This is a genomic window from Comamonas sp. F1-6 (assembly GCF_039581415.1).
Taxonomy (GTDB): Bacteria; Pseudomonadota; Gammaproteobacteria; order Burkholderiales; family Burkholderiaceae_C; genus Comamonas; species Comamonas thiooxydans.
The window spans coordinates 1-25176 of the sequence record NZ_JBCPWN010000038.1; the positions used below are offsets into that span (position 1 = coordinate 1).

Sequence of the window (25176 nt, forward strand, 5' to 3'; positions counted from 1 at the left end):
CTTTGCCCGGGATCCCGAGAAAAGGCCTTGCGGCAAGGCCTTTGATTTACCCATTATTTCGGGGCCATGCGAATGGCGCCGTCCAGGCGGATGACTTCACCATTGAGCATGTCGTTTTCCAGGATCTGCTTGACCAGCTTGGCGTAGTCCTCGGGTTTGCCCAGGCGACTGGGGAAGGGCACGCTGGCGGCCAGTGCATCCTGAACTTCCTGCGGCATGGTGAACAGCATGGGGGTGCCGAAGATGCCGGGAGCAATCGTCATATTGCGAATACCGCTGCGAGCCAGGTCGCGAGCAATGGGTAGCGTCATGCCGACCACGCCGCCCTTGGAGGCAGAGTAGGCGGCCTGACCGATCTGGCCGTCATAGGCTGCGACGCTGGCGGTAGAAATCAGCACACCGCGCTCGCCGGTAGGCTCTGGCTCGTTCTTGCTCATGGCATCCGCTGCCAGGCGAATCATGTTGAAGGTGCCGACCAGGTTGACCATGATGGTCTTGGTATAGACGGCCAGGCTGTGCGGGCCGCTTTTGCCTACGGTTTTCTCGGCCGGTGCAATACCGGCGCCGTTGATCAGGCCGGCGAGTTTGCCCAGGCTGGTGGCTTTGGCGACCACGGCCTGACCATCGGCCTCATTGCTGACATCGCAGCGCAGATAGACGCCATCGATCTCACTGGCTACGGCCTCGCCGCGCTCTGCATTCATGTCGGCAATCACGACCTTGCCGCCGTTGGCGGCCAGCATGCGCGCCGTACCTTCGCCCAAGCCTGAAGCGCCACCAGTCACGATGAATACGCGATCCTGAATCTGCATGAACTGTCTCCTTGTTCGATGTCTATTGACGTTGACGTAAACGTCAATTATGCACAGAGTGAAGGAACTGGCGACCTGAGGAAAGCGCGCATAAAAAAAAGCCCAATCGGGAAGACTGGGCTTTGAAGGGATCCATGAAACGGGGGTTTCAGGAGGATCCAAGGAGACAACTTGCGCAAGGTCAGCATCTGATTCAATGTATGCTGACCTGACATGCTGGTGATTATAGGGTAAACCCTAGTCTTTGCCAAGCATGTCAATAACCATGTTCTTAACGCTTGGCAGCGGTCGTGGCCTTGACAGCTTCGGTTGCTGTCTTGGTGGCAGCGTTGAAGTTGGCTTCGGCCATGTCGGAGGCTTGCTTCACAGCCTTTTGCACGGATTCGAAAGCGTTGTTGGCGGCAGAGACTGCGCTCTTGACCATGGCAACAGCGGATTCGGAACCGGCAGGAGCATTCTTGGTCGTGTTGTCCAGCAGGGCATTGAAGTTCTTGCGAGCTTCGGTGGACTGGGCTTCCAGCGTCTTGTTGAATTCGCCGGCAGTGTTGCTGGCGATGTCGTACAGGTGGCGGCTGTAGGAAGCGGTTTTCTCGGCCAGAGGCTGGAACAGGCCTGCTTGCAGAGTCAGCAGTTCCTGGGCGTCCTTGACGCTGAGCACGGCCTGGGTGTGCTGGGCAGCTTCGGCCAGTGCGGCGCGCGAGGCGGTGACGTTCAGTTCCACCAGCTTTTCCACGCCTTCGAAAGCTTTGCTGGTCAGGCCGAACAGTGTCTCGAAGTGGGCTTTTTGTGCGCTCAGGATTTGGTCAGGGGTCAGGCTCATGGCAATTCTCCAAAATTACGGATCTAACAAAGGGATCGGACCGGAGGAAACGTCTGCTCTGACATGACCGCTATCTTTGCCAGTCGTATGTTGCAGTGCAGCATGGGTGCATTGTGAAAGAGAATTTGTGGCAATGCAAGCTTTAATTTGCTGCGCTGCAGCAAAAAAATTAATGACTCTTTGTTTTTGATAAGTATCTGATTTTTAAAAGACTTTGTTATGTCTGATAACTGACAAAATTTGAAGTAGCGTGTTTTCTTTGTGCGGTGCGTCATGCGTTGATGAGTGACAACCTGCAAGCCCTGTCGCGGTGGTGCTGGCGGCGCCGGGGCGGCTCTGCAAAATGACTGCATGACTGCATCGTTATCTCATGGCAAACCTTTGCGCGCCCAGCCGCAGGCGCGCGACTCCTATCCCGTGTTTCGTGAAATCAGCACCCGTTGGTCGGACAACGATGTTTACGGTCATGTGAACAACGTCATCTACTACAGCTGGTTTGATACCGCGGTCAATGCGTATCTGATAGAGCAGGGCGCGTTGGATATTCATGATGGGCAGACGATTGGCCTGGTGATAGAGACCCAGTGCAATTACTTTGCCTCGTTGGCTTTCCCGCAAGCCGTGGAAGCGGGTATTCGCGTGGCCCATCTGGGGAGCTCCAGCGTGCGCTATGAAGTGGGTCTGTTTGCCAGGGGGGCGAGTCAGTCGGCTGCTGCCGGGCATTTTGTGCATGTCTATGTCGACAGACAGACGCGCCGGCCCGTGCCTTTGCCCGAGCCCTTGCGGGCGGCACTACAGTCACTGCTGCGTGCAGAGCCCGCTGGTGAATAGCAAAAACGATAGCTTCTTGCGTATGTTTATCAAAGGTTTGATTCTGATCCGATTGATATATCGGGCGGCAAATCCGAAGCCCGCATCTGCAAGAAGCGCTTAGGGGCCGTGAGTACGGTGCAGGGTGTGGAATAGCCTACACTCATCAGTCTCTGTTGAGGCTGGCGCAGCCTGTATTTGAGCCAGCCTTGTTCCATGACTGAACGGACCGTCAGGCCCACCGTCGTCCATGATCATCACCAGTCTGCTAGACACCGACCTGTACAAATTCACGATGATGCAGGTGGTGCTGCATCAGTTTCCGGGCGCGCAGGTGGAGTACCGCTTCAAATGCCGCAACCCTGGCGTGCAACTGGCTCCGTACGTCAATGAAATCCGCGAAGAAATCCGCTCTCTGTGCAAGCTGCGCTTTCAAGATGCCGAGCTGGCCTATCTGAGTTCGCTGCGTTTCATCAAGAGCGATTTTGTCGATTTCCTGAGCCTGTTCCAGCTCAACGACAAATACATCACGGTCACGCCCCTGGCCAGCGGCGAGATCGACATCACCATCCAGGGCCCTTGGCTGCACACCATCTTGTTCGAGATCCCGGTGCTGGCCATCGTCAACGAGGTGTATTTCCGCAACACCCAGCCCGTCCCCAACTTTCTGGAAGGACGCAAGCGCCTGGACGAGAAGATCGAGCTGCTGCAGGCGCCTGGCCTTGAGACGCTCAAGATTGCCGATTACGGCACCCGCAGGCGCTTTTCCAGAGCCTGGCATGAAGAGGTGCTGCGGGTGCTTTGCGCCAGGCTGGGTCATTCGGGGGCGGCGCGCGTCAACGGTCAGCGCAAGGGGCAACTGGCGGGCACCAGCAATGTGCTGTATGCGATGAAGCTGGGCCTGATCCCGCTGGGCACCTTGGCCCATGAATATCTGCAGGCCTGCCAGTCGCTGGGCCCGCGCCTGCGCGACAGCCAGATCTTCGGCTTCGAGTCCTGGGCGCGCGAGTACCGGGGCGATCTGGGGATTGCGCTGTCCGACGTCTATGGCATGTCGGCCTTTCTGCGTGATTTCGATCTGTACTTCTGCAAGCTTTTTGACGGTGCGCGTCATGACAGCGGCGACCCGTTTGAGTGGGGCGAGCGCCTGATAGCGCATTACAAGGCCAACAAGATCGATCCGCTGAGCAAGGTGCTGATCTTCAGCGACGGGTTGACCATCCCCAAAACCATCGGGTTGTTCGAGCGCTTCAACGGTCGCTGCCAGCTGGCGTTCGGCATCGGCACCAATCTGACCAACGATTTGGGAAATCCCCCCGAGCATGTGCCATTGCAGATCGTGATCAAGATGACGCGCTGCAACGGCCAGCCCGTGGCAAAGCTATCGGACACACCGGGCAAGAGCATGTGTGACGATGAAAAATACCTGGCCTATCTGCGCCAGGTGTTCAGCATTGCGCCGCCGGAGCCGGTTTCGCCGGCATAGAAATCAAAGAATCATTGGCGGGAGTTATGCCTGTTGCAGGGCAAAGAGCAGAGAGGATGGGCGTTTGAACAGCAAATCTTTTATGAAAACCGCGGCGGCCGCGCTGCTGACGCTGGCAGCGGCCACCGCGCAGGCCGCAGACATTGACGGCGCAGCCATGTCCGTGGCCTGGGGCCTGCCGTTTGTGGGCATGCTGCTGTCCATTGCGCTGCTGCCGCTGCTGCTTCCGCAATTCTGGCATCACCATTTCGGCAAGGTCACTGCCGGCTGGGCGCTGGCCTTCCTGCTGCCTTTTGCGCTGGTCTATGGTCTGGGCGCGGCGGGCGTGAATCTGGTGCATGCCTTGCTGGCCGAGTATCTGCCATTCGTGATCCTGCTGACCGCCTTGTACACGGTGGCCGGAGGCATCTATGTGCGCGGCAATCTGCGTGGTTCGCCGGGGTTGAATACCGCCATCCTGGCCATTGGAGCGGTGCTGGCCAGCTTCATGGGCACGACCGGGGCTTCGATGCTGCTGATACGTCCCTTGCTGCGCGCCAACGACAACCGCCGTCATCAGGCTCATGTGGTGGTGTTTTTCATCTTCATCGTCTCCAATGCCGGGGGGGCGTTGACGCCGCTCGGAGATCCGCCGCTGTTCCTGGGCTTTCTGAAGGGGGTGGACTTCTTCTGGACGGTGAGCCATATCTGGGGCCCGATGTTATTCCTCACGCTGGCGCTGCTGGCTATCTTCTATGTGATAGATCACAAGCTGATGGGGCAAAAGGGCGAGACCGATCTGCCCGATCCCACGCCCAGCATGGATGTGACCGGGGCTCAAAGCCGCCTGGGCTTTGAAGGCCGTGTGAACTTTGTGCTGCTGATGGTGGTGGTGGCTCTGGTGCTGGTCAGCGGCATCTGGCGCACTCCTGCGGGTATCGAGATCGCCGGGACCCATGTGGGCCTGCCCGGTCTGGTGCGCGATCTGGGTTTGCTTGCCGTGGTTCTGCTTTCGCTCAAGCTCACACCCGCTCGTGTGCATCAGGCCAATGAGTTCGGCTGGGGTCCCATGCAGGAAGTGGCCAAGCTGTTTGCAGGTATTTTCCTGACCATCATTCCCGTCATCGCCATGCTTAAAGCCGGTGTCGATGGCCCGTTCGGAGCCGTGGTGCGCGCAGTCACCAATGCCGATGGCACGCCCAACCCGGCCATGTATTTCTGGGCCACGGGTCTGCTGTCCTCCTTCCTCGACAACGCTCCGACTTATCTGGTGTTCTTCAATACCGCCGGTGGCGACCCCGCGCACCTCATGACCGAGATGGCGCTGACGCTGACAGCCATTTCTGCCGGTGCCGTGTTCATGGGAGCGAACACATACATTGGCAATGCGCCCAATCTCATGGTCAAGGCGATTGCCGAAGATCGCGGCGTGAAGATGCCGGGCTTTTTCGGCTACATGCTCTGGTCGGTCTGCGTGCTGGTACCTCTGCTGGTTTTGATTACCTGGATTTGGTTTAGGTGATGGCTCTCCCCTTGAGGGGGCGACATCATTGCTGCGGGACGGTCCTTGCTTGATAGCTCGGGCTGTGCCGGGCGAGCTGATATGTTCTAAAAAGATGAATGAGGAGACAACGCGATGAGTCAAAAGCCCCGTATCTTGATTGCCCGCGCCATTTCACCCGAGGTGGTGCAGCGGTTGCAGCAGCATTTTGAAGTGCAGTCCAATCAGGACGATGTGGTCTGGTCTCCGGCAGAGCTGGCACAGCAGTTGCAGGGCAAGGATGGCGTGCTGACCACGGGTTCGCAGCGCATCGATGCCGAGTTGCTGACCGCCTGCCCGCAGCTCAAGATCGTGGCCAACATGGCTGTGGGCTACAACAATTTCGATGTGCCCGCGATGACGGCCGCAGGCGTGCAGGGCACGAATGCCCCCGATGTACTGACCGAGACCACGGCTGATTTCGGCTTTGCCCTGCTGATGGCCACGGCGCGCCGCATTGCCGAGAGCGAGCACTATCTGCGTGCCGGGCTCTGGAAGGACTGGCATTACGACCTGTTTGCGGGTGCCGAGGTGCATGGCAGCACGCTGGGTATCCTGGGCATGGGCCGCATCGGTCAGGCCATTGCACGCCGTGCGGCCTACGGCTTTGGCATGGAGGTGATCTATCACAACCGCTCGCGTCTGGATGCTGCGCTGGAAACCGAGTGCAAGGCCAGCTATGTCGGCAAGCAGGAGCTGCTCGAGCGTGCAGACCATCTGATGCTGGTACTGCCATTCACCCCCGAAAACCGCCACACCATAGGCGCGGCAGAAATTGCGCAGATGAAGCCCACAGCCTCGCTGATCAATATTGCGCGTGGCGGCATCGTCGATGATGCGGCTCTGGCCCAGGCACTCAAGGATAAGCGCATTGCCGCAGCGGGGCTGGACGTGTTCGAGGGTGAGCCTGTCGTGCATCCGGATCTGCTGGCCGTGCCCAATGTGGTGCTGACACCTCATATCGCCAGCGCCACCAAGGGTACGCGTACGGCCATGGCGGGGCTGGCGGCAGACAACCTGATCTCGTTCTTTGCCGGCAAGGGGCCGCTGACGCCCGTCAATCAGTTGGCCTGATGCCGAGATTAGGCCGTATCACGTCATATCAGTTTGAGGGCGAATACGTGCTCTGAGTGCGTTGTCGGCTTTGATAATTTCTGCCCGCTTGGCGTCTGTGCGCACAGCGGGCTTTTTTATATCAAGCGAGACAGCAATGCCTTTTATCCGCACCAGCGTCCACAAGGACACCACGCCCGCCCAGCGCCAGGCCATCGTCAACGGTATTCATCAGGCCCTGATCGACGGCATCGGCATGCCCGCCGATGAGTTGTTCAATATGGTTGAGGAATATGACGAGCAGAAGTTCTTCTTCAGCCGCACTTTCAACGGCTACAAGCGCTCGGACCGCGTGGTCGTGGTCGAGATCACCATGCGCCGTGGGCGCAGCGATGCCATGAAGCGCGCGCTGTACGCCAACATCGCTGCCAATCTGGAAAAAGATGCGGACGTCGCACCCAGCGATGTGTTCATCTTCACGCACGAAAACGACTATTCCGACTGGTCCGTGGGCGGCGGCAAGTTCGCCATGGCCATTGCCCAGCAAGTGGGCCCCGACGCCTGATTCTTGTGTCAACCGACTGCAGCCTTGCTGTCACCAAGGCTGCAGTCGGAAGCAGCACTTCTGATCGCATTGAATTTTTCTTGGCTCTGAGGACTGATAATTTGCCTGCGCGCTAGTGCTTGCAAACTTCAGTCTGCAATGCCCAGGGCGGAAATTCAATGAATAGGTCTGTAGCGCTTTTCTGATAAGCGCTTGCAGCTATGAAAAAAAGAGTGCGAAAGGCGTGGCAAGACAGTGACTACGTGGTGGCTTGGGTTGGCGGCGCTGGCCGTATTGATGGTGGGCCTGCTTCTGGTGCTGCTGTGGTGGCTGCAGGGGCTGCGCCGTCAGACGGAACTTGCTCTCGGCCCTGATGCGATGAGGCTGCAAGCCCAGCTGCTGCAGGGATTGCAGGCGCTGGATGTCAGGCTGCAGCAGTTGGAGCGCAGCAGCCAGAGTACCCAGATGACGGTGGCCAAGAGCGATGGAGCCCTGGACCGTGTCACCCAGCATGTACAGACCCAGTTGGCCCAGGCCCAGCAAGATGCACTGGCCGCACGGCGCGAGCAGGCGGCGGCGCTGGCATCCTTTCGTGAAGACGTTGCCCAGCTAGCGCAGCGGCTGACGGGCGACAGCCAGCAAGCCCGCGCGGCACTGGCCCAAAGCAGTGCAGAGCAGGCAGTCCATGTCCAGCAGCGCTTCGAGGCCCTGGCCGAGACCACACGCGGCACGCTGGATTCGCTCAAGGGCGACATCCAGCAGCAGCTCACGCATATGAGTACCAATATGGGGGCTGCGCTCAAGGATCAGCTGGGAAGCAATGGTGAGCAACTGCGCCATCAGTTTGCCGTGTTGCAGGATGCGGTGAGCCAGCAACTGGCTGCGCTGGCACAGGGCCAGCAGACCACGGCCGAGCAGCTGCGCGCAACGCTCAACGAGCGGCTGGCCACGATTCAGAGCGAAAACTCCCTCAAGCTCGACGAGATGCGCCGCACTGTCGATGAAAAACTGCATGCCACGCTGGAGCAGCGTCTGGGCGAGTCCTTCAAGCTGGTCAGCGATCGGCTGGAGCAGGTGCACAAGGGGCTGGGCGAGATGCAGACCCTGGCGGGCAGCGTAGGCGATCTGAAGCGCGTGATGACCAATGTGAAGTCGCGCGGCACCTGGGGCGAGCTGCAACTGGGCAGCATCATCGACAATGTGCTCACGCCCGAGCAGTACGCGAGAAACGTCAAGACCGTGCCTGGCAGTGATGAGCTGGTCGAGTTCGCCATCCGGCTGCCGGGCCGCAACGACGAGCAGCCCGTCTGGCTGCCCATCGATGCCAAATATCCAGTCGAGCATTATCAGCGCCTGCAGGATGCCCAGGACAGCGCAGATCGCGTGGCCATTGCCGCTGCAGGCAATGCCTTCGAGACATCGATTCGCGGCGAAGCCAAAAAGATTGCCAGCAAGTACATCGCACCGCCGCACACCACGGACTTTGCCGTCATGTATCTGCCCACCGAAGGCCTGTTTGCAGAGGTGCTGCGCCGCCCGGGACTGGTCGAGGCGCTGCAGAATGAGCATCGCATCGTGATTACCGGTCCCGCGAATCTGGCCGCTATGCTCAGCAGCCTGCAGATGGGCTTCAAGACGCTGGCGATCGAGAAACGCTCCTCCGAAGTCTGGGGTGTGCTCGGTCAGGTCAAGACCGAGTTCGGCAAGTTCGGCGAGGTGGTGGAGGCTACGCGCAAGTCCATCGATGCCGCCGCGCGCAAGTTTGATCAGGTGGGTGTGCGCACGCGCGCCATTCAGCGCCATTTGCGCAATGTGCAGGAGCTGCCGAATGGAGACGGTCAGGGCCAGCCCTTGTTTCCGGCCGCGTCGGCTGAGGGTGATCAGCTTGCCGCCGAGGACCAGGAATGAACGCGGCCCTGCTGCGCCTGATTCTTGCGCAAGTCTGTATCCACGGCACCATGACGGGCATGCGCATGGCCACGCCGCTTTTGGCGCTCAAGGAGGGCTATAGCGCAGCCGCGGTCGGCATGCTGCTGGCGCTGTTCGCACTGACCCAGGTGTTTCTGTCCCTGCCTGCGGGGCGCTATGCGGACCGTCACGGGCTCAAGCGCCCGCTCATCATCAGTGTGGTGGCCGCCTGTTCCGGAGCGGGAGTGGCGGTGCTGTTCCCGATTTATCCGGTGCTGTGCCTGAGCGCTTTGCTGACGGGCGGCGCAGCCGGCATGGCACTGATCGCCCTGCAGCGCCATGTGGGGCGTATGGCGCACAACAAGGACGAGCTGCGCAAGGTCTTCAGCTGGCTGGCGATCGGGCCGGCGATCTCCAATTTTTTGGGGCCCTTCGCGGCCGGTCTGCTGATCGACTACGCCGGCGGCGAAGCGGCCAGCACCACAGGTTTCAGGGCGGCCTTCCTGCTGCTGACCCTGATGCCTCTGGCGGCCTGGTTCTGGGCAAGAACGGTGCAGGAGCTGCCCGCGTTGCAGACCGAGAGTGCGAACCAGAAGGCAACGGCCTGGGATCTGGTACAGAACCGGGGCTTCAGGCGCCTGTTGCTGCTGAACTGGGCGCTTTCCTCTTGCTGGGACGTGCACACTTTTGTCGTGCCAATTCTGGGCCATGAGCGCGGACTGCCTGCCTCGGTGATAGGCAGCATCCTGGGTGCTTTTGCGATTGCTGCGGCCGTGATCCGCATGCTGATGCCCATCATCACGCGCCGCCTGGCCGAATCGCAGGTGGTGCTGGGGGCCATGGTTGCGGCCTGCGCCTTGTTCATCGCTTATCCCTTCATGCCAGGAGCCTGGACCATGGGTGCCTGTTCAGTCTTGCTGGGCGTAGTGCTGGGATCGGTGCAGCCCATGGTGATGAGCATGATCCATCAGATCACGCCACCCGAGCGCCATGGCGAGGCGCTGGGATTGCGCATGATGGCCATCAACGGCTCCAGCGTGCTGATGCCGGTGCTGTTCGGCTCGCTGGGCACGGTGGTCGGTGTTTCGGCCCTGTTCTGGGCCGTGGGGGTTCTGGTCGGCGTGTCCTCGCGCCTGCCCTGGTTGATCGGCAAGCAGGATATGCCGGCCGATGAGTGGGGTGACCATTAAACGAGCCGCCTGCATGCATTGAAAAAGAGCGCCCAGGGGCGCTCTTTTGTCTTCTGGAAGTGCTTTACAGCTCTTCGACCCTGCGTGCGGGGTAGCTGTCCCAGCTCTGGCAGCCGGGGCAATGCCAGAAATGGGTGCGGGCTTCAAAGCCGCAGGCTGCGCAGCGGTAGCGGGTCAGAGGCTTGGTGGCGTGGTTCAGCGCCTTCTGCACGGTGGCATGGTACTGCTCTTCGGTCAGTGTCTCGCCTTCCAGCCATTGGGCGGCAGCCACGAGGGAAGATTCATGCTCCAGGTGTTGCACCAGGCGCTGGCGGCCGGGGGCTGCAGCGTCACCGCTTTTCTGATCGACTGCGACCAGTGCCTGCAGCAGATCCAGCGAGGGTGCCTGTTCATAGTGCTTGAGCAGCAGATCGCGAGCCTCGGCGAGCGCGCCTGTTGCCTCGGCCACTTCCACAAGCAGGCTGGCGGCCAGGGGCAGGGCTGCGGGGCTGTTCTGCGCCAGCGCCTGAAGGCTGGACAAAGCCTGCGCGGACCGGCCCTGGCGATGCTGGAGCTGGGCCAGCTCCAGTCGGGGGCGCGGAGCTTGCGGTGCAGTCTCCAAGGCCTGTTGCAGCTGCGCAAACGCCTTGTCGAGCTGGCCATGGGCCACCTGGGATTGCGCGTCTTCGCAAAGATAGTGGGCCAGCCGGGTGCTGAAGTCCCCCTGGCCGGCGGCCTGCATCTTGCGCACGATGGCCGCTGCCTGGGCCCAGTCGCGCGAGCGCTCGTAGATGGCCAGCAGCGCCAGGCGTGCTTCGCCTTCGTACTGCGTGCCTTCCAGGCGGTTCAGTGCCTCCTCGGCGCGGTCCAGCAGGCCGGCCTTGAGAAAGTCCTGTGCCAGTGCATGTTGGGCACGGTCCCGGTCGGGGCGGGTGAGGTCGGCGCGGCTGAGCAGATGCTCGTGGACGCGCACTGCACGGTTGTATTCGCCGCGGCGGCGAAACAGGTTGCCCAGTGCAAAGTGCAGTTCGGTGGTATCGGGGTCGTTCTGTACGGCCTCGATAAAGGCATCGATGGCCTTGTCCTGCTGCTCGTTGAGCAGAAAGTTCAGACCTTTGAAGTACGCCTTGGGAGCCTGGCGGTTGTCGGCTCGCACCTGGCGCAAATCCCAGCGGGAGGCCAGCCAGCCCAGCACAAAGGCTGCAGGCAGGCCCAGCAAAATCCAAGTCAGATTAAATTCCATGCACGTCGCCCGGCGCAATGATCGAAGAAGAGTTCTGTTCCTTCACCGCAGGTGCTGCACTGGTGGCGTTGGCTGCGGCGTTCGGTGCCTGTTGAGTGGCCTGTGCCTCGCGCGCTGCGCTGCGATGCTTGAGCCAGCGTGGCACCATGCCCAGCACTCCGACAAAAAGGCCCAGCGCGAAAGCAGCCAGAACCACCAGCACCAGAGGTGCCGTCCAGGCCGTGCCAAAGAAGAAATGCACGGTGGCGTCTTGCTGGTTGTTGAGTGCGAATGCGAACAGAGTGAAAAAAATGGCTGCCTTGAGCAGCCACAGCAGGTATTTCATGCTTCCCTTTATGCGCCTTGTGTGACGGGAAGATTTTAGGCCAGCCTATGCGCGGACTGGCAAACGGACGGCGTGGTCAGCCCTGATGTGGCTGACGGTGCCCGCGGACTTCAGGCGATCTGCGGCTGCTGGGCAGCGGAGTCTTCGGCCTTGAGATTGTCCACGGCTTCGCGCAGGGCCTTGCCGGGCTTGAAATGAGGCACGCGCTTGGAGGGAACCTGAACGGACTCGCCGGAGCGGGGGTTGCGGCCTATGCGGGGCTGGCGGTGATTGATGGCAAAGCTGCCAAAGCCGCGAATCTCAATACGGTGACCGCGCACCAGGGCATCGCTGACGGCATCCAGAATGGTTTTGACGGCCTGCTCGGCATCACGTTGGTTGAGTTGGCCAAATTGGGCGGCAAGTTCTTCGACGAGATCGGATCGGGTCATCGGGTGGCGGAGGCTCTAGGTTGAAAACAACAACGGGCGCACAGGGCGCCCGTTGTCTTTGACGCTTGGCGGTCAGTCAGGCGAGCTGGCTGACCGGCTGATGCAAGATTTACTTGTCAGCGTCCAGCTTGGCGCGCAGCAGAGCGCCCAGGCTGGTGGTACCAGCGTTTTCCTTGGAGGACTGAGCCGACAGGGAAGCCATGGCGACTTGCTGTTCAGCGTGATCCTTTTGCTTGATGGACAGCTGGATGTTGCGGCTCTTGCGATCCACGTTCACCACCACGGCAGTCACTTCGTCGCCTTCCTTCAGGACGGAACGAGCATCTTCCACGCGGTCTTGCGAGATTTCGGAAGCGCGCAGGTAGCCGATGATGTCTTCGCCCAGGTCGATTTCAGCGCCCTTGGCGTCCACAGTCTTGACCTTGCCGGTCACAACTTGGCCCTTGTCGTTCACGGTCACGAAGGTCGTGAAGGGATCGCTGTCCAGTTGCTTGATGCCCAGGGAGATGCGCTCGCGCTCAACGTCCACGGCCAGCACGATGGCTTCGACTTCTTGACCCTTCTTGTAGTTGCGAACGGCGGCTTCGCCGGCTTCGTTCCACGACAGGTCAGACAGGTGCACCAGGCCGTCGATACCGGCAGCCAGACCCACGAACACGCCGAAGTCGGTGATGGACTTGATGGGGCCCTTCACGCGGTCGCCGCGCTTGGTGTTCTGGGCGAATTCTTGCCAGGGGTTAGCCTTGCACTGCTTCATGCCCAGGGAGATGCGACGCTTGTCTTCGTCGATTTCCAGAACCATGACTTCCACTTCGTCGCCCAGGGACACGAGCTTGGTGGGAGCAATGTTCTTGTTGGTCCAGTCCATTTCGGAAACGTGCACCAGGCCTTCGATGCCGGGTTCCAGTTCCACGAATGCGCCGTAGTCAGCAATGTTGGTGACCTTGCCGAACAGACGGGTGGCGGAGGGGTAGCGGCGAGCCACGCCCATCCAGGGATCGTCGCCCATTTGCTTCAGACCCAGGGACACGCGGTTCTTTTCGGTGTCGAACTTCAGGATCTTGGCAGTGATTTCCTGGCCGGCAGTCACCACTTCGGAGGGGTGACGCACACGGCGCCATGCCATGTCGGTGATGTGCAGCAGGCCGTCGATACCGCCCAGGTCCACGAACGCACCGTATTCGGTGATGTTCTTGACCACGCCCTGAACGATAGCGCCTTCCTTCAGGGTTTCCATCAGCTTGGCGCGCTCTTCGCCCATGGAGGCTTCCACCACAGCGCGGCGCGACAGCACCACGTTGTTGCGCTTGCGATCCAGCTTGATGACCTTGAATTCCAGGGTCTTGTTTTCGTAGGGAGTCAGGTCCTTGATGGGACGTGTGTCGATCAGCGAACCGGGCAGGAATGCGCGGATGCCGTTGACCAGAACGGTCAGGCCGCCCTTGACCTTGCCGGAAGTGGTGCCGGTCACGAATTCGCCGGATTCCAGAGCCTTTTCCAGCGACAGCCAGGAAGCCAGACGCTTGGCGGTGTCACGGGACAGGATGGTGTCGCCGTAGCCGTTTTCGATGGAGCCGATGGCCACGGACACGAAGTCACCCACTTGGACTTCGACTTCGCCCTGGTCGTTCTTGAACTCGTCGAGGGGCACGTAGGCTTCCGACTTCAGGCCGGCGTTCACCACCACGAAGTTGTGCTCAACGCGCACGACTTCAGCGGTGATAACTTCGCCAGGACGCATTTCGGTGCGTGTCAACGACTCTTCAAAAAGGGCGGCAAAAGATTCAGACATGTAGTTCCTTGCCCGCAACCAGGTTTCCGTCGGCACCATTGCCAAGCGTTTTTAAGACTGATTGCGGAGGTTGTGGGTTTGAGGCCCACGGGGGTTAAAGGTTAACAACCTTGCTGCCGGTCCGCGGTCTGCGAGAACCTGGCATCAAGGGCCAACAAGCCAGATGCAGGGCTGGCCTTGAAACTTCAAGCTAGAAATTTCAAGGACGACCGAACGGCTGGCGTTCCTGCCACCACGACAGCACCTGGGCAACCACTTCTTCAATGGTCATCTCGGAGCTGTCGAGCTGCAAAGAATCCTCGGCGGGCTTGAGCGGAGCGGTGCTGCGATTCATATCGCGGGCGTCGCGCGCCTCAAGGTCTGCCAAAAGGGTGGACATATTAGCTGAAATTCCTTTGGAAATCAACTGTTTATATCGGCGCTCGGCGCGGCACTGGGCAGACGCCCACAAATAGACCTTCAGCGGGGCGTGGGGGAAGATGACCGTACCCATGTCGCGGCCATCGGCAACCAGCCCAGGCAGGGCCTGGAAGGACAGCTGCAGATCCACCAGCGCGGTGCGCACGGCAGGCAGGGCCGATACGCGCGAGGCACTCATGCCGGCTTCTTCGCTGCGAATGGCCAGGCTGATGTCCTCGTCGCCGAGCCAGACACGCTGCTGTGCATCGAAGCGCACGGGCATGTCCAGTGCCATCTCGGCAATGGTTTCCTCGTTCGACTCGTCAAGCGTCATGCCGGCACGCGATGCGGCCAGGCCGGTAATGCGGTACAGCGCGCCGGAGTCCAGCAACTGATAGCCCAGTGCCCTGGCGACTTCTGCGGCGATCGTGCCCTTGCCGGAGGCCGTTGGCCCGTCGATGCAGATCACGGGAATATGCTCGCGCTCGGCTTCGCTGACGGAGAACAGCGCCTCGAAATAGTCGGGGAAGGTCTTGGCCACGCATTTGGGGTCTTCTATGCGCACCGGCAGCTTGGCCGGGTTGAAGGCAGCCAGGGAGAAGCACATGGCGACGCGGTGGTCGTCGTAGGTGTGGATGCTGGCCGCTTTCCAGGCGGTCTTGCCGGCGGGCGGCGTGATGCGGATGTAGTCCGCACCTTCTTCCACCGAGGCGCCGAGCTTGCGCAGCTCGATCGCCATGGCGGCAATGCGGTCGGTTTCCTTGACGCGCCAGCTGGCGATGTTGCGCAGCGTGGTCACGCCGTCGGCATACAGCGCCATGGTGCCCAGCGTCATGGCCGCGTCGGGAATATGGTTGCAATCGAGGTCGATGGCTTTCAGAGGCCAGCTGCCACGGCTGACCTGCAGCCAGTTGGGGCCGCTTTCGATCTGTGCGCCCATGGCCTGGGCGGCCTCGATGAAGCGGATGTCGCCCTGGATCGAGTCCTGGCCCACACCCAGAATGCGTATGCTCTTGGGCTGCGGTGCGTTGTCGGCATCGGCGTCATCGGTGGTGCCGGTGGCAATCGCGCCCAGAGCGATGAAATAGCTGGCCGACGAGGCATCGGCCTCCACATGGATGGCGCCCGGCGACTGATAGCGGCTGCCTGCGGGGATCACAAAGCGCTGCCAGTTGTCGTTTTTCACGGCAATGCCGAAGCGCGCCAGCAGCTCCAGCGTGATGTGGATATAGGGCCTGGAGATCAGCTCGCCCACCACCTCGATGGTGATGTCGCGCTGTGCCCCGGGGACATTGGCCAGTAGGGGCAGGGCCATCAGCAGCGAGGTCAGGAACTGGCTGGAGACATCGCCGCGCACCTTGATGGATTCGCTACCCAGCTGGCTGAAATCGGGCTGGCCGATCTTCAGGGGCGGAAAGCCTTCATCCTTCAGATAGTCGATCTTGCAGCCCAGCTGGCGCAGCGCATCGACCAGGTCGCCGATGGGGCGTTCGTACATGCGGGGAACGCCCGTCATCTCGAAGTCGCCGCCCAGCACCGACAGCGCCGCAGTCAGCGGGCGCATGGCCGTGCCGGCATTGCCCAGGAACAGCGTCGCCGCGGTGCCGGCAGGCAACTGACCGCCGATGCCGGTGACGTCAATCGCCTGGCCGGGTGTGACGGCATCCGGGGTGATGCTGCAGCCCAGCTGCTTGAGTCCGGCCAGCATGACGCGGGTGTCGTCCGAATCCAGCAGGTCGTGAATGGTGGTGGTGCCCTGGCTCAGCGCCGCCAGCAGCAGCACGCGATTGGAGATGCTTTTGGAGCCGGGCAGGCTGACGCTGCCGTTGGCGGAATCCAGTGCGGGCAGGTCCAGAAATTCAGTGGTGAACATAAAACTCTCGTAACCCCCTGTGCAGCCTGGCTGCTTCGACACCGGGCTGCGCGGCGGGCGTTGCCCGGTGTCTGTGGCGGTTGGGTGAATAGATCGACGCCGCTAGTTTAAGAGCCTCGCTTGCCGCCCATGGTCCATTCGGCGCGTGCGGCACTGGCCAGGGTCAGGCGGTCCTGCAGTCCCTGGCCGTCGTTGGCCTGCATCAGCCCTTCGAGCTGCTCCAGCGCCTGGCGGAACTGACGCGACTGGGCCAGGACCTGATCGCGGTTGGCCAGCAGCACATCGCGCCAGAGCTTGGGGTCGCCTGCGCCTATGCGCGTGAAGTCGCGGAAACCGGGTCCGGCCAGCGCCAGCATATCGTCGGCGCCGGGCTGGTTCAGCACGCTTTGCATCATGGCAAATGCCAGCAGATGGGGCAGGTGGCTGACGGTGGCGAGTGCGCTGTCATGGGCCTCGGGCGACATGGCCGTGACCTTGCATCCCAGGGCCTGCCACAGCGCCTGGGCCTTGGCCAGATGCGCGGTCAGCGTGCGCTCCGTCGGTGTCAGCACGACCTGGGCGCCCTGGTAGAGCTTGACATCGGCGTGCTCCACGCCGGCCACTTCCTTGCCGGTGATGGGGTGGGCGGGCACAAAGCTGCCGATCTGGTCGCGCAGTGCCGAACGTGCGGCCTGCACCACATCGACCTTGGTGGAGCCCACGTCCATGATCATCATCTGGGGCGTGACCAGATGCTTGATGGACTTGAGCGTGGCCTCGGTGGCCGCCACGGGCACGGCCAGCAGCACCAGATCGGCGCCGGCCGCCGCCAGCAGGGCGGAGGGCGCTTCCACGTCGATCACGCCCATCTGGCGCGCACGTTCGGTGGTCGAAGGCGATTTGCTGTAGCCCACCACGCGCTTGACCAGGCCGGCTTTCTTGAGAGCCAGGGCGAAGGAGCCGCCCATCAATCCGCAGCCGATCAAGCCGAGCTGCTCGAACGGCTGCAATTCCTGAGTTGCCATCACTTGCTCACCGGGTAGGTGCCCAGCACCTTGTAGAACGCGCACAGGCCCTGCAGCTCCTGCAGGGCGGAGGCCACATTGGCCTGGGCTGGGTGGCCTTCGATGTCGATGTAGAAGTAATACTCCCATTGGCCGGTGCGGGCCGGGCGCGACTCGAAGCGCGTCATTGAGACGCCGTGCTTTTTCAGCGGTACCAGCAGGTCATGCACGGCGCCGGCGGTGTTGGGTACCGAGACCACCAGGCTGGTGCAGTCGCTGCCGCTGGGTGCGGCCGTGGCCAGCGTGTGCGGCAGGCAGATGACGGCAAAACGCGTGCGGTTGTAGGCATCGTCCTGGATCGCGTGGCTGACGATATGCAGGCCGAACTGCTGGGCGGCGCGTTCGCCGGCAATGCCTGCCCAGTTGGGGTGCAGGGCCGCCAGGCGCGCGCCTTCGGCATTGCTCTCCACGGGGCGACGTTCGGCATGGGGCAGATGCTTGGACAACCAGCCCTGGCACTGGGCCAGAGCCTGGGGGTGCGCTGCCACGACCTCGATGCCGTCCAGCGTATTGCTGGTGCGCATCAGATTGTGGCGGATCAGCATGCTGACTTCGCCCACCACATGGCAGGGCGTGTGCAGGAACATGTCCAGCGAGCGCGTGACCACGCCCTCGTTGGAGTTCTCCACGCCCACCACGCCGTACTGGGCGCTGCCGGCGGCCGTGGCATGAAAGACTTCCTCGAAGCTGTTGCAGTACATCAGGTCGGCCGCGCCGCCGAAGTACTGGATCGCCGCTTCCTCGCAGAAGGTGCCGGCAGGGCCGAGCACGGCCACGCGCTGGGGCGATTCCAGCGCCAGGCAGGCCGACATGATTTCGCGCCAGATGGCGGCCACATGCGCGCCCTTGAGCGGGCCGGGGTTGTTGGACTTGATCTTCTCGATCACCTGGGCCACGCGGTCCGGGCGGAAGAAGGCCGAGCCTTCCTTCTTCTTGAGCTCGCCCACCTGCTCGGCCACATGGGCGCGCTGGTTGACCAGCTCCAGCAACTGGCGGTCCAGGGAATCGATCTGGTTGCGCAGCGACAACAGCTCGGGGCTGGCTTGGGGTTCTTGGCTCATGAATCTCTCAAATTTCGTAGCTGCTGGCGCTTGTTGCACAAGGAATTCAAACCAATACCTTGGTGAAGTACTTGCAGATCAAGCGGTGGCAGCTCATCTTTTTACAAGGCTAAGGGTGGGGCTCAGGCCTGACGTTGCTCGAAGTCACGCATGTAGTCGACCAGCGCCTGCACGCCTGCTATGGGCATGGCGTTGTAGATGCTGGCACGCATGCCGCCCACGGACTTGTGGCCCTTGAGCTGCAGCAGGCCGGCTTGCTTGGCGCCGGCCAGGAAGGCGTCGTTGCGCGACTCATCATGAAGGAAGAACGGAATGTTCATGCGCGAGCGGCAGTTCGCGGCCACCTTGTTCACGTAGAACGAGGATTGGTCCACATAGTCATAGAACAGCTTGGCCTTGGCGATGTTGCGCGCTTCCATGGCGGCCACGCCGCTGAGGCCGCCTTCCGTCTGGCGCTTGAGCCACTGGAAGGTCAGGCCGGCCATGTAGATGCCCCAGGTGGGAGGCGTGTTGTACATGCTGCCGTTGTCGGCCACGGTTTTGTAATCAAACGCCGAGGGGCAGACGGGCAGGGCATGGCCCAGCAGGTCTTCGCGCACGATGACGATGGTCAGGCCCGCGGGGCCGATGTTCTTTTGCGCGCCACCAAAGGCCAGACCCACGCGGCTCCAGTCGATGGAGCGCGAGGCTACATGCGAGGAAAAGTCGATGACCAGCGGTGCATCCGAGCCCAGGGCCTGGAGGTCGGGCAGCTCGTGGAATTCCACGCCGTGAATGGTCTCGTTGCTGCAGATATGCACATAGCTGGCGCCACGGCTCAGATTCCAGCTGCTGGCGGCGGGAATCGTGGTGTAGTCGCTGTCCTTGGCGCTGGCGGCCACATTGGCATCGCTGGCGTACTTGGCCGCTTCCTTGGCCGACTTCTGGCTCCAGCTGCCGGTCACCACAAAGTCCACCACGCCGGCGCGCGACAGATTCATGGGCACGATGGCGTTTTCGGCAATGCCGCCGCCCTGCATGAACAGGATCTTGAAGTGGGCGGGCACGGCCAGCAGCTCGCGCAGATCGGCTTCGGCGGCTTCGTAAATGCTGATGAATTCCTTGCCGCGGTGGCTCATTTCCATCACCCCCATGCCGGAGCCGTGCCAGTCCAGCATTTCGGCGGCTGCGGTTTGCAGCACTTCTTCAGGGATGGCGGCGGGGCCTGCGGAGAAGTTAAAAGGGCGGTTCATCAGATTTACGCTCAAAACATGTGAAAGCGCTTGTCTGGCTTGCGCTTTCAGCTATCAAAACATTGGGTCACGGGCATCGGGTCATGCCCGTGGCGTCCGGTCCGTATCGGGGCAGCCGGGGCTGGCCGATCAGGAGGCGTCGCCGGACTCGGCTGCGCCTTCGGCGCTGGCGCTGCCGGAGTCATCGGCTTCGCCGTCCTCGCCGGCATTGTCGTTCGCATCATTTTCGACGATGCGCTGCAGGCCGATGAGCTTGGCACCTTCGTCCAGGTTGATCAGCGTCACGCCCTGTGTGGCGCGGCCCAGCTCGCGGATTTCCGCAACCCGGGTACGCACCAGCACGCCGGTGTCGGTAATCAGCATGATCTCGTCCTCGGGCGCCACCAGGGTCGCAGCCACGACCTTGCCGTTGCGCTCGGACTGCTGGATTGCAATCATGCCCTTGGTGCCGCGGCCGTGGCGCGTGTATTCGCTGATGGCCGTGCGCTTGCCGTAGCCGTTTTCGGTGGCGGTCAGCACGCTTTGCGAACCCGCCACCACATTGCCCGTGCCGTCGTCGGCCTCGGCGACCAGCATGGCGATCACGTTCTGATGCTCTTCGATGTTCATGCCGCGCACGCCGCGCGCATTGCGGCCCATGGGGCGCACATCGTTCTCGTCAAAGCGTACCGCCTTGCCGCCGTCGCTGAACAGCATCACATCATGCTTGCCGTCGGTCAGCGCAGCGCCGATCAGGTAGTCGCCCTCGTCCAGGCCGACGGCAATGATGCCGGCCTTGCGCGGGTTGCTGAACTCGGTCAGCGCCGTCTTCTTGACGGTGCCCATGCTGGTGGCCATGAAGACGAAGTGATCTTCGGGGAAGCTGCGGTTTTCGCCGGTCAGCGGCAGCACCACATTGATCTTCTCGCCCTCCTGCAGCGGGAACATGTTGACGATGGGGCGACCACGCGAGCCGCGCGAGCCCGATGGCACTTCCCAGACCTTGAGCCAGTACATGCGGCCACGGTTGGAGAAGCACAGCAGATAGTCGTGCGTGTTGGCGATGAAGAGCTGGTCGATCCAGTCGTCTTCCTTGGTCGCCGTGGCCTGCTTGCCGCGGCCGCCGCGCTTTTGCGAGCGGTACTCGGACAGGGGCTGGCTCTTGATGTAGCCGGTGTGCGAGAGCGTCACCACCATGTCGGTGGGCGTGATCAGGTCTTCGGTGGACAGGTCTTGCGCGCTGTATTCCACGGTGGAGCGACGCTCGCCCTTCTTGGACTGACCGAATTCGGCCTTCACGGCGTTGAGTTCTTCACCAATGATGATGGAGACGCGCTCGGGCTTGGCCAGGATGTCCAGCAGGTCTTCGATGACCGACATGACGTCCTTGTACTCGGCCACGATCTTGTCTTGCTCAAGGCCCGTCAGGCGTTGCAGACGCATCTGCAGAATTTCCTGGGCCTGGGTCTCGGACAGGCGGTACAGGCCGTTTTGCTGCATGCCGAATTCGACTTCCAGGCCCTCGGGGCGATAGTCGTCGGCATTGACCACGCCGCCGTCGGTGCGCGTGCGGGTGAGCATCTCGCGCACCAGCTTGCTGTCCCAGGATTTTTCCATCAGCGCGGCCTTGGCCACGGGAGGTGTGGGAGCGTTGCGGATGATGGCAATGAAGTCGTCGATATTGGCCAGTGCGACGGCCAGACCTTCCAGCACATGGCCGCGGTCGCGCGCCTTGCGCAGCTCGAACACGGTGCGGCGGGTCACCACTTCGCGGCGGTGCTCCAGGAAGACCTGGATCAGATCCTTCAGGTTGCAGAGCTTGGGCTGGCCGTTGACCAGGGCCACCATGTTCATGCCGAACGTGTCTTGCAGCTGGGTCAGCTTGTAGAGGTTGTTGAGCACCACCTCGGGCACTTCGCCGCGCTTCAATTCGATCACCAGGCGCATGCCGGACTTGTCCGACTCGTCCTGGATATGGCTGATGCCCTCGATCTTCTTTTCGTGCACCAGCTCGGCCATGCGCTCCTGCAGCGTCTTCTTGTTGACCTGGTAGGGCAGCTCGTCAACGATGATGGACTGACGCTGACCCTTGTCGATGTCCTCGAAGTGGCACTTGGCACGCATCACCACGCGGCCACGGCCGGTGCGATAGCCTTCCTTGACGCCGTTGATGCCGTAGATGATGCCGGCCGTGGGGAAGTCCGGTGCGGGAATGATCTCCATCAGCTCGTCGATGGAAGCTTCGGGGTTCTGCAGCAAATGCAGGCAGCCGTCCACTACCTCATTGAGGTTGTGCGGCGGGATATTCGTGGCCATACCCACGGCAATACCCGAGGAGCCATTGACCAGCAGGTTAGGCAGGCGGCTTGGCAGCACCAGCGGCTCCTGCTCGGAGCCGTCGTAGTTAGGGCCGAAGTCCACCGTCTCCTTGTCGATGTCGCCCAGCATTTCATGAGCGATCTTGGAGAGGCGGATTTCCGTGTAACGCATGGCAGCGGCGCTGTCGCCGTCCACCGAGCCGAAGTTGCCCTGGCCATCGACCAGCATGTGGCGCAGCGAGAAATCCTGTGCCATGCGCACGATGGTGTCGTAGACCGCGCTGTCGCCGTGAGGGTGGTACTTACCGATGACGTCACCGACGATACGCGCCGACTTCTTGTAGGGGCGGTTCCAGTCGTTATTGAGTTCGTGCATGGCGTACAGAACGCGGCGGTGCACGGGCTTTAGGCCATCACGCGCATCAGGAAGCGCCCGGCCCACGATCACGCTCATGGCGTAATCGAGATAACTGCGACGCATCTCCTCTTCAAGGCTGATGGGCAGAGTTTCTTTAGCAAACTGGGTCATGTCTAGTGATACTTTGACGGCTGGAAAACAGCCATTTTAGGTCGAATGGCGTGTGGCAGCAGAGCAACATAACTGAGGAATTACATAGCTGTACTACTTGTTGGTGCCTAGTTGACAACACTCTTGCATGTTACGTATGGCACAATCATTTCAACGTTTTTGGTGATGGTCACTGATGACGTCCACAGATTCGCAGCCCTGCTGCGGCTTTTTCCCCAAGAGGAGAACCATGAAGAAACTGAACAAAGTGGCGATGTTGTTTGCCTCTGCTGCCCTCGTGACAGCCGCTGGCGCACAAGTGAAGGCTGCTGACGGTGGCAAGACTATCGACAACTGGCAAAACGGCACCAGCGAACTGGTGTGGAAGAACGGCACGAACGAACTGTGCTGGCGCGATGCCAACTGGACTCCTGCTACTGCCGCTGTTGATTGCGACGGTGCTCTGAAGGCCCAGGTTGCTGCTCCCGCTCCCGCCGTTGTGCCTCCCGCTCCTGTGGCTCCCCAGCCTGCAGTGGCATCTAAGGTTACCTACTCTGCTGACGCTTTCTTCGACTTCGACAAGTCCGTGCTGAAGCCCGCAGGCAAGGCTAAGCTGGATGACCTGACCGGCAAGATCAAGGACATCAACCTGGAAGTCATCATCGCCGTGGGTCACACTGACTCCGTGGGCTCCGATGCTTACAACCAGAAGCTGTCGGTGCGTCGCGCTGAAGCTGTGAAGGCTTATCTGGTGTCCAAGGGCATCGAAAAGAGCCGCGTGTACACCGAAGGCAAGGGCGAAAAGCAACCCGTGGCAGACAACAAGACTGCTGCTGGCCGCGCTCAGAACCGTCGCGTGGAAATCGAAGTTGTGGGCACCAAGGCTGCTCAGTAATCTTTCGATTGCTACACAAAAAGCCCCGGCAACGGGGCTTTTTTTATGCCTGATTCATTGCTGTAATCGCGGACAATTGCCTCATGAGCAACACTATCAATGCCGACCCGGCAGAACTGGAAAAATTCTCCAGCCTGGCCCATCGCTGGTGGGATCCCGAGAGTGAATTCAAGCCACTGCATCAGATCAACCCCCTGAGACTGGACTGGATCAACGCCCAGGCCCCATTGGCGAACCAGAGGGTGCTGGATGTGGGCTGTGGCGGTGGCATTCTTGCAGACTCCATGGCGCGCAAAGGGGCCAAGGTGGTGGGTATCGATCTCGCAACCAAGGCTTTGCGCGTCGCGCAGCTGCATGCTCTGGAGGCGGGAACGCCCAATATTCAATACCATGAGGTCAGCGTCGAGCAACTGGCGCAGGAGCAGCCGGCAAGCTTTGATGTGGTGACCTGCATGGAAATGCTGGAGCATGTGCCCGATCCTGCGTCCATCGTGCGGGCATGTGCCCAGCTGGTCAAGCCTGGTGGCTGGGTGTTTTTTTCCACCATCAATCGCAATGCCAAGGCTTTTGCGTTGGCGATCGTGGCTGCCGAATACATGCTCAAGATGATTCCCAAAGGGACTCATGAGTACGCCAAGTTGCTGCGCCCAAGCGAGTTGGCACGCTTTGCGCGCGAAGCCGGCCTGGATGTGCAAGGCAGCAAGGGCATGGAGCACAACCCGATCTCGGGCCGCTATTGGCTCAGCAATGACACCTCGGTCAATTACATGCTGGCAACACGCCGCCCTCAGGAGTGACAGCCATGTGGAAGCACGTTAGAGCCGTTCTTTTCGATCTGGATGGCACTTTGATCGACAGCGCTCCTGATCTGGGGGCTGCAGCAGACAAGATGCGTGTGGATCGCGGCATGCCGTCGTTGCCACTCCATGCCTACCGCCATATGGCTGGGGCTGGAGCGCGTGGAATGCTGGGTATTGCGTTCGGCATGACGCCCGATTCTGCCGGCTTCGAAGAAATGCGGGAGGAGTTCTTTCGCAATTACGAGCAATGCATGACCGAGCGCACCTATGCTTTTGATGGCGTGCCCGAGTTGATCCGGGCGTTGGAAGCCGGCCCGCTTCTATGGGGTGTGGTGACCAACAAGTCCATGCGCTTCACCGAGCCGCTGACACGTCAGATGCCCTTGTTTGCTCAGGCTGCGGCCGTGGTGAGCGGGGACACTACGCCGCATTCCAAGCCTCACCCCGAGCCTCTGTTTGAAGCCGCACGACGCATGCAGATTGCTCCCGAGCATTGCATCTATGTCGGAGATGACGAGCGCGATATCCAGGCGGGTGCAGCAGCGGGCATGAAAACTGTAGCTGCACGCTATGGCTACCTGGGTGCGACAGCAGATACGGTTCACTGGGGTGCCGATGCGCATATCAATTCACCGCTTGAGCTGTTGAAGTTGTTGGGATGAGGCTAGAATAGGCACTAAGGGGCTGTCCTGGTTTCGACGTGGGTTCGGGACCGGTGCGGTGCATGTCGAGCTTGAGTGATGCTCGTAAATCTCCATTCAAAAAACTAACTGCAAACGACGAACGTTTCGCACTCGCCGCTTAATCCGGTGAGCCTTGCAACAGCACGCTAGTGGGCTGGGCAAGGGGGTAGCAATACCTCCCGGCTGCAAGGGAATTTACATTAGCTGGCTGGATACCGGGCTTCTTGGTATTTGGCGAGATTTTAGGAAGCTGGCTACCCAAGCAGCGTGTGCCTGCGGGGTTTGGGTGGCGAGATTTAAAACAGAGCACTAAACATGTAGATCTGTCCGGCGAAGGCTTACGGACGCGGGTTCAATTCCCGCCAGCTCCACCACCATAACGTCCAAGGGCGTTCACTGAAGTCCAGTGAACGCCCTTTTTCTTTGGTAAATCAACGACTTGCCTTCCGTAAGCGTCCGCCAAGGTTCGTGGG

The 25176-nt window shown here is 61.0% G+C and carries 21 protein-coding genes and 1 other RNA gene; 11 read left to right on the forward strand and 11 right to left on the reverse strand.

Annotated features, from left to right (window positions below):
• Nucleotides 1-53: 53 nt before the first annotated feature.
• Nucleotides 54-812, reverse strand: coding sequence for a 3-hydroxyacyl-CoA dehydrogenase (locus tag AAIL66_RS23285; RefSeq protein WP_343497874.1), 759 nt, complete (start codon nucleotides 810-812; stop codon nucleotides 54-56).
• A 271-nt stretch (nucleotides 813-1083) separates the two neighbouring features.
• Nucleotides 1084-1632 carry a phasin family protein gene (locus AAIL66_RS23290; protein ID WP_003067688.1) on the reverse strand — a complete coding sequence of 183 codons (549 nt, stop codon included), beginning with the start codon at nucleotides 1630-1632 and terminating at the stop codon, nucleotides 1084-1086.
• Between the two features lie 351 nt (nucleotides 1633-1983).
• Here AAIL66_RS23290 and AAIL66_RS23295 point away from each other — a divergent pair, with 351 nt between their 5' ends.
• From AAIL66_RS23295 to AAIL66_RS23325, 7 genes are all read left to right on the forward strand, one after another.
• The gene (locus AAIL66_RS23295) at nucleotides 1984-2463 is read left to right on the forward strand and encodes a thioesterase family protein (RefSeq protein WP_012837589.1); all 480 of its coding nucleotides are present in this window, start codon (nucleotides 1984-1986) and stop codon (nucleotides 2461-2463) included.
• Between the two features lie 229 nt (nucleotides 2464-2692).
• Nucleotides 2693-3928 (forward strand): nicotinate phosphoribosyltransferase, encoded by a 1236-nt coding sequence (gene pncB, locus AAIL66_RS23300; protein WP_034378986.1) that lies wholly within the window; start codon nucleotides 2693-2695, stop codon nucleotides 3926-3928.
• 82 nt (nucleotides 3929-4010) lie between these two features.
• Nucleotides 4011-5429: a sodium:proton antiporter gene (locus AAIL66_RS23305; RefSeq protein ID WP_034378987.1), complete on the forward strand. Its 1419-nt coding sequence runs from the start codon at nucleotides 4011-4013 to the stop codon at nucleotides 5427-5429.
• Between the two features lie 114 nt (nucleotides 5430-5543).
• Nucleotides 5544-6521 carry a D-glycerate dehydrogenase gene (locus AAIL66_RS23310; RefSeq protein WP_343497875.1) on the forward strand — a complete coding sequence of 326 codons (978 nt, stop codon included), beginning with the start codon at nucleotides 5544-5546 and terminating at the stop codon, nucleotides 6519-6521.
• Between the two features lie 136 nt (nucleotides 6522-6657).
• A complete protein-coding gene (locus AAIL66_RS23315; protein WP_012837593.1) occupies nucleotides 6658-7065 on the forward strand; it encodes a tautomerase family protein in 408 nt (135 codons plus the stop codon).
• Nucleotides 7066-7422: 357 nt separating this feature from the next.
• Nucleotides 7423-8952 carry a DNA recombination protein RmuC gene (gene rmuC, locus AAIL66_RS23320; RefSeq protein ID WP_343497878.1) on the forward strand — a complete coding sequence of 510 codons (1530 nt, stop codon included), beginning with the start codon at nucleotides 7423-7425 and terminating at the stop codon, nucleotides 8950-8952.
• Nucleotides 8949-10142: an MFS transporter gene (locus AAIL66_RS23325; RefSeq protein WP_034358972.1), complete on the forward strand. Its 1194-nt coding sequence runs from the start codon at nucleotides 8949-8951 to the stop codon at nucleotides 10140-10142. Before rmuC ends, AAIL66_RS23325 begins: the two co-directional genes overlap by 4 nt.
• Before the next feature lie 64 nt (nucleotides 10143-10206).
• Here the strand turns inward: AAIL66_RS23325 and lapB are convergent, their stop codons facing one another.
• The 9 genes from lapB to gyrA all read right to left on the reverse strand — a co-directional run bounded on the left by lapB (nucleotide 10207) and on the right by gyrA (nucleotide 22346).
• The gene (lapB, locus tag AAIL66_RS23330) at nucleotides 10207-11364 is read right to left on the reverse strand and encodes a lipopolysaccharide assembly protein LapB (RefSeq protein WP_003067672.1); all 1158 of its coding nucleotides are present in this window, start codon (nucleotides 11362-11364) and stop codon (nucleotides 10207-10209) included.
• Nucleotides 11354-11689 (reverse strand): LapA family protein, encoded by a 336-nt coding sequence (locus tag AAIL66_RS23335; protein ID WP_034378993.1) that lies wholly within the window; start codon nucleotides 11687-11689, stop codon nucleotides 11354-11356. The genes lapB and AAIL66_RS23335 overlap by 11 nt, the downstream gene beginning before the upstream one ends.
• A gap of 110 nt (nucleotides 11690-11799) precedes the next feature.
• Nucleotides 11800-12120, reverse strand: a complete 321-nt coding sequence (locus AAIL66_RS23340; protein WP_003067668.1) for an integration host factor subunit beta — start codon at nucleotides 12118-12120, stop codon at nucleotides 11800-11802.
• A gap of 109 nt (nucleotides 12121-12229) precedes the next feature.
• Nucleotides 12230-13912 (reverse strand): 30S ribosomal protein S1, encoded by a 1683-nt coding sequence (gene rpsA, locus AAIL66_RS23345; protein ID WP_003057144.1) that lies wholly within the window; start codon nucleotides 13910-13912, stop codon nucleotides 12230-12232.
• A gap of 199 nt (nucleotides 13913-14111) precedes the next feature.
• Nucleotides 14112-16184: a bifunctional 3-phosphoshikimate 1-carboxyvinyltransferase/cytidylate kinase gene (locus AAIL66_RS23350; RefSeq protein ID WP_343497876.1), complete on the reverse strand. Its 2073-nt coding sequence runs from the start codon at nucleotides 16182-16184 to the stop codon at nucleotides 14112-14114.
• Nucleotides 16185-16291: 107 nt separating this feature from the next.
• Nucleotides 16292-17188, reverse strand: coding sequence for a prephenate dehydrogenase/arogenate dehydrogenase family protein (locus AAIL66_RS23355; protein ID WP_012837598.1), 897 nt, complete (start codon nucleotides 17186-17188; stop codon nucleotides 16292-16294).
• Nucleotides 17188-18288 carry a prephenate dehydratase gene (pheA, locus tag AAIL66_RS23360; protein ID WP_343485331.1) on the reverse strand — a complete coding sequence of 367 codons (1101 nt, stop codon included), beginning with the start codon at nucleotides 18286-18288 and terminating at the stop codon, nucleotides 17188-17190. Before pheA ends, AAIL66_RS23355 begins: the two co-directional genes overlap by 1 nt.
• Nucleotides 18289-18410: 122 nt before the next feature.
• Entirely contained in the window at nucleotides 18411-19520 is a 1110-nt protein-coding gene (gene serC / locus AAIL66_RS23365; protein WP_003067662.1) for a 3-phosphoserine/phosphohydroxythreonine transaminase, read from the reverse strand.
• 129 nt (nucleotides 19521-19649) lie between these two features.
• Nucleotides 19650-22346, reverse strand: coding sequence for a DNA gyrase subunit A (gene gyrA, locus AAIL66_RS23370; RefSeq protein WP_343497877.1), 2697 nt, complete (start codon nucleotides 22344-22346; stop codon nucleotides 19650-19652).
• A gap of 229 nt (nucleotides 22347-22575) precedes the next feature.
• Between gyrA and ompA the strand changes: the two genes are divergently transcribed.
• From ompA to ssrA, 4 genes are all read left to right on the forward strand, one after another.
• Nucleotides 22576-23220, forward strand: a complete 645-nt coding sequence (ompA, locus tag AAIL66_RS23375) for an outer membrane protein OmpA (RefSeq protein WP_003067660.1) — start codon at nucleotides 22576-22578, stop codon at nucleotides 23218-23220.
• 83 nt (nucleotides 23221-23303) lie between these two features.
• Nucleotides 23304-24017, forward strand: coding sequence for a bifunctional 2-polyprenyl-6-hydroxyphenol methylase/3-demethylubiquinol 3-O-methyltransferase UbiG (gene ubiG / locus AAIL66_RS23380; RefSeq protein ID WP_003067659.1), 714 nt, complete (start codon nucleotides 23304-23306; stop codon nucleotides 24015-24017).
• Between the two features lie 5 nt (nucleotides 24018-24022).
• Nucleotides 24023-24682 carry an HAD-IA family hydrolase gene (locus AAIL66_RS23385; RefSeq protein WP_034358986.1) on the forward strand — a complete coding sequence of 220 codons (660 nt, stop codon included), beginning with the start codon at nucleotides 24023-24025 and terminating at the stop codon, nucleotides 24680-24682.
• A gap of 18 nt (nucleotides 24683-24700) precedes the next feature.
• Nucleotides 24701-25077: a transfer-messenger RNA gene (gene ssrA, locus AAIL66_RS23390) on the forward strand.
• Nucleotides 25078-25176 lie beyond the last annotated feature (99 nt).

What these genes read in the sequence shown, in the direction of transcription:
- AAIL66_RS23285 (WP_343497874.1), bottom strand. Translation starts at nt 812, where the DNA reads ATGCAGATTCAGGATCGCGTATTCATCGTGACTGGTGGCGCTTCAGGC.
- AAIL66_RS23290 (WP_003067688.1), bottom strand. Translation starts at nt 1,632, where the DNA reads ATGAGCCTGACCCCTGACCAAATCCTGAGCGCACAAAAAGCCCACTTC.
- AAIL66_RS23295 (WP_012837589.1), top strand. Translation starts at nt 1,984, where the DNA reads ATGACTGCATCGTTATCTCATGGCAAACCTTTGCGCGCCCAGCCGCAG.
- pncB (WP_034378986.1), top strand. Translation starts at nt 2,693, where the DNA reads ATGATCATCACCAGTCTGCTAGACACCGACCTGTACAAATTCACGATG.
- AAIL66_RS23305 (WP_034378987.1), top strand. Translation starts at nt 4,011, where the DNA reads ATGAAAACCGCGGCGGCCGCGCTGCTGACGCTGGCAGCGGCCACCGCG.
- AAIL66_RS23310 (WP_343497875.1), top strand. Translation starts at nt 5,544, where the DNA reads ATGAGTCAAAAGCCCCGTATCTTGATTGCCCGCGCCATTTCACCCGAG.
- AAIL66_RS23315 (WP_012837593.1), top strand. Translation starts at nt 6,658, where the DNA reads ATGCCTTTTATCCGCACCAGCGTCCACAAGGACACCACGCCCGCCCAG.
- rmuC (WP_343497878.1), top strand. Translation starts at nt 7,423, where the DNA reads ATGAGGCTGCAAGCCCAGCTGCTGCAGGGATTGCAGGCGCTGGATGTC.
- AAIL66_RS23325 (WP_034358972.1), top strand. Translation starts at nt 8,949, where the DNA reads ATGAACGCGGCCCTGCTGCGCCTGATTCTTGCGCAAGTCTGTATCCAC.
- lapB (WP_003067672.1), bottom strand. Translation starts at nt 11,364, where the DNA reads ATGGAATTTAATCTGACTTGGATTTTGCTGGGCCTGCCTGCAGCCTTT.
- AAIL66_RS23335 (WP_034378993.1), bottom strand. Translation starts at nt 11,689, where the DNA reads ATGAAATACCTGCTGTGGCTGCTCAAGGCAGCCATTTTTTTCACTCTG.
- AAIL66_RS23340 (WP_003067668.1), bottom strand. Translation starts at nt 12,120, where the DNA reads ATGACCCGATCCGATCTCGTCGAAGAACTTGCCGCCCAATTTGGCCAA.
- rpsA (WP_003057144.1), bottom strand. Translation starts at nt 13,912, where the DNA reads ATGTCTGAATCTTTTGCCGCCCTTTTTGAAGAGTCGTTGACACGCACC.
- AAIL66_RS23350 (WP_343497876.1), bottom strand. Translation starts at nt 16,184, where the DNA reads ATGTTCACCACTGAATTTCTGGACCTGCCCGCACTGGATTCCGCCAAC.
- AAIL66_RS23355 (WP_012837598.1), bottom strand. Translation starts at nt 17,188, where the DNA reads ATGGCAACTCAGGAATTGCAGCCGTTCGAGCAGCTCGGCTTGATCGGC.
- pheA (WP_343485331.1), bottom strand. Translation starts at nt 18,288, where the DNA reads ATGAGCCAAGAACCCCAAGCCAGCCCCGAGCTGTTGTCGCTGCGCAAC.
- serC (WP_003067662.1), bottom strand. Translation starts at nt 19,520, where the DNA reads ATGAACCGCCCTTTTAACTTCTCCGCAGGCCCCGCCGCCATCCCTGAA.
- gyrA (WP_343497877.1), bottom strand. Translation starts at nt 22,346, where the DNA reads ATGACCCAGTTTGCTAAAGAAACTCTGCCCATCAGCCTTGAAGAGGAG.
- ompA (WP_003067660.1), top strand. Translation starts at nt 22,576, where the DNA reads ATGAAGAAACTGAACAAAGTGGCGATGTTGTTTGCCTCTGCTGCCCTC.
- ubiG (WP_003067659.1), top strand. Translation starts at nt 23,304, where the DNA reads ATGAGCAACACTATCAATGCCGACCCGGCAGAACTGGAAAAATTCTCC.
- AAIL66_RS23385 (WP_034358986.1), top strand. Translation starts at nt 24,023, where the DNA reads ATGTGGAAGCACGTTAGAGCCGTTCTTTTCGATCTGGATGGCACTTTG.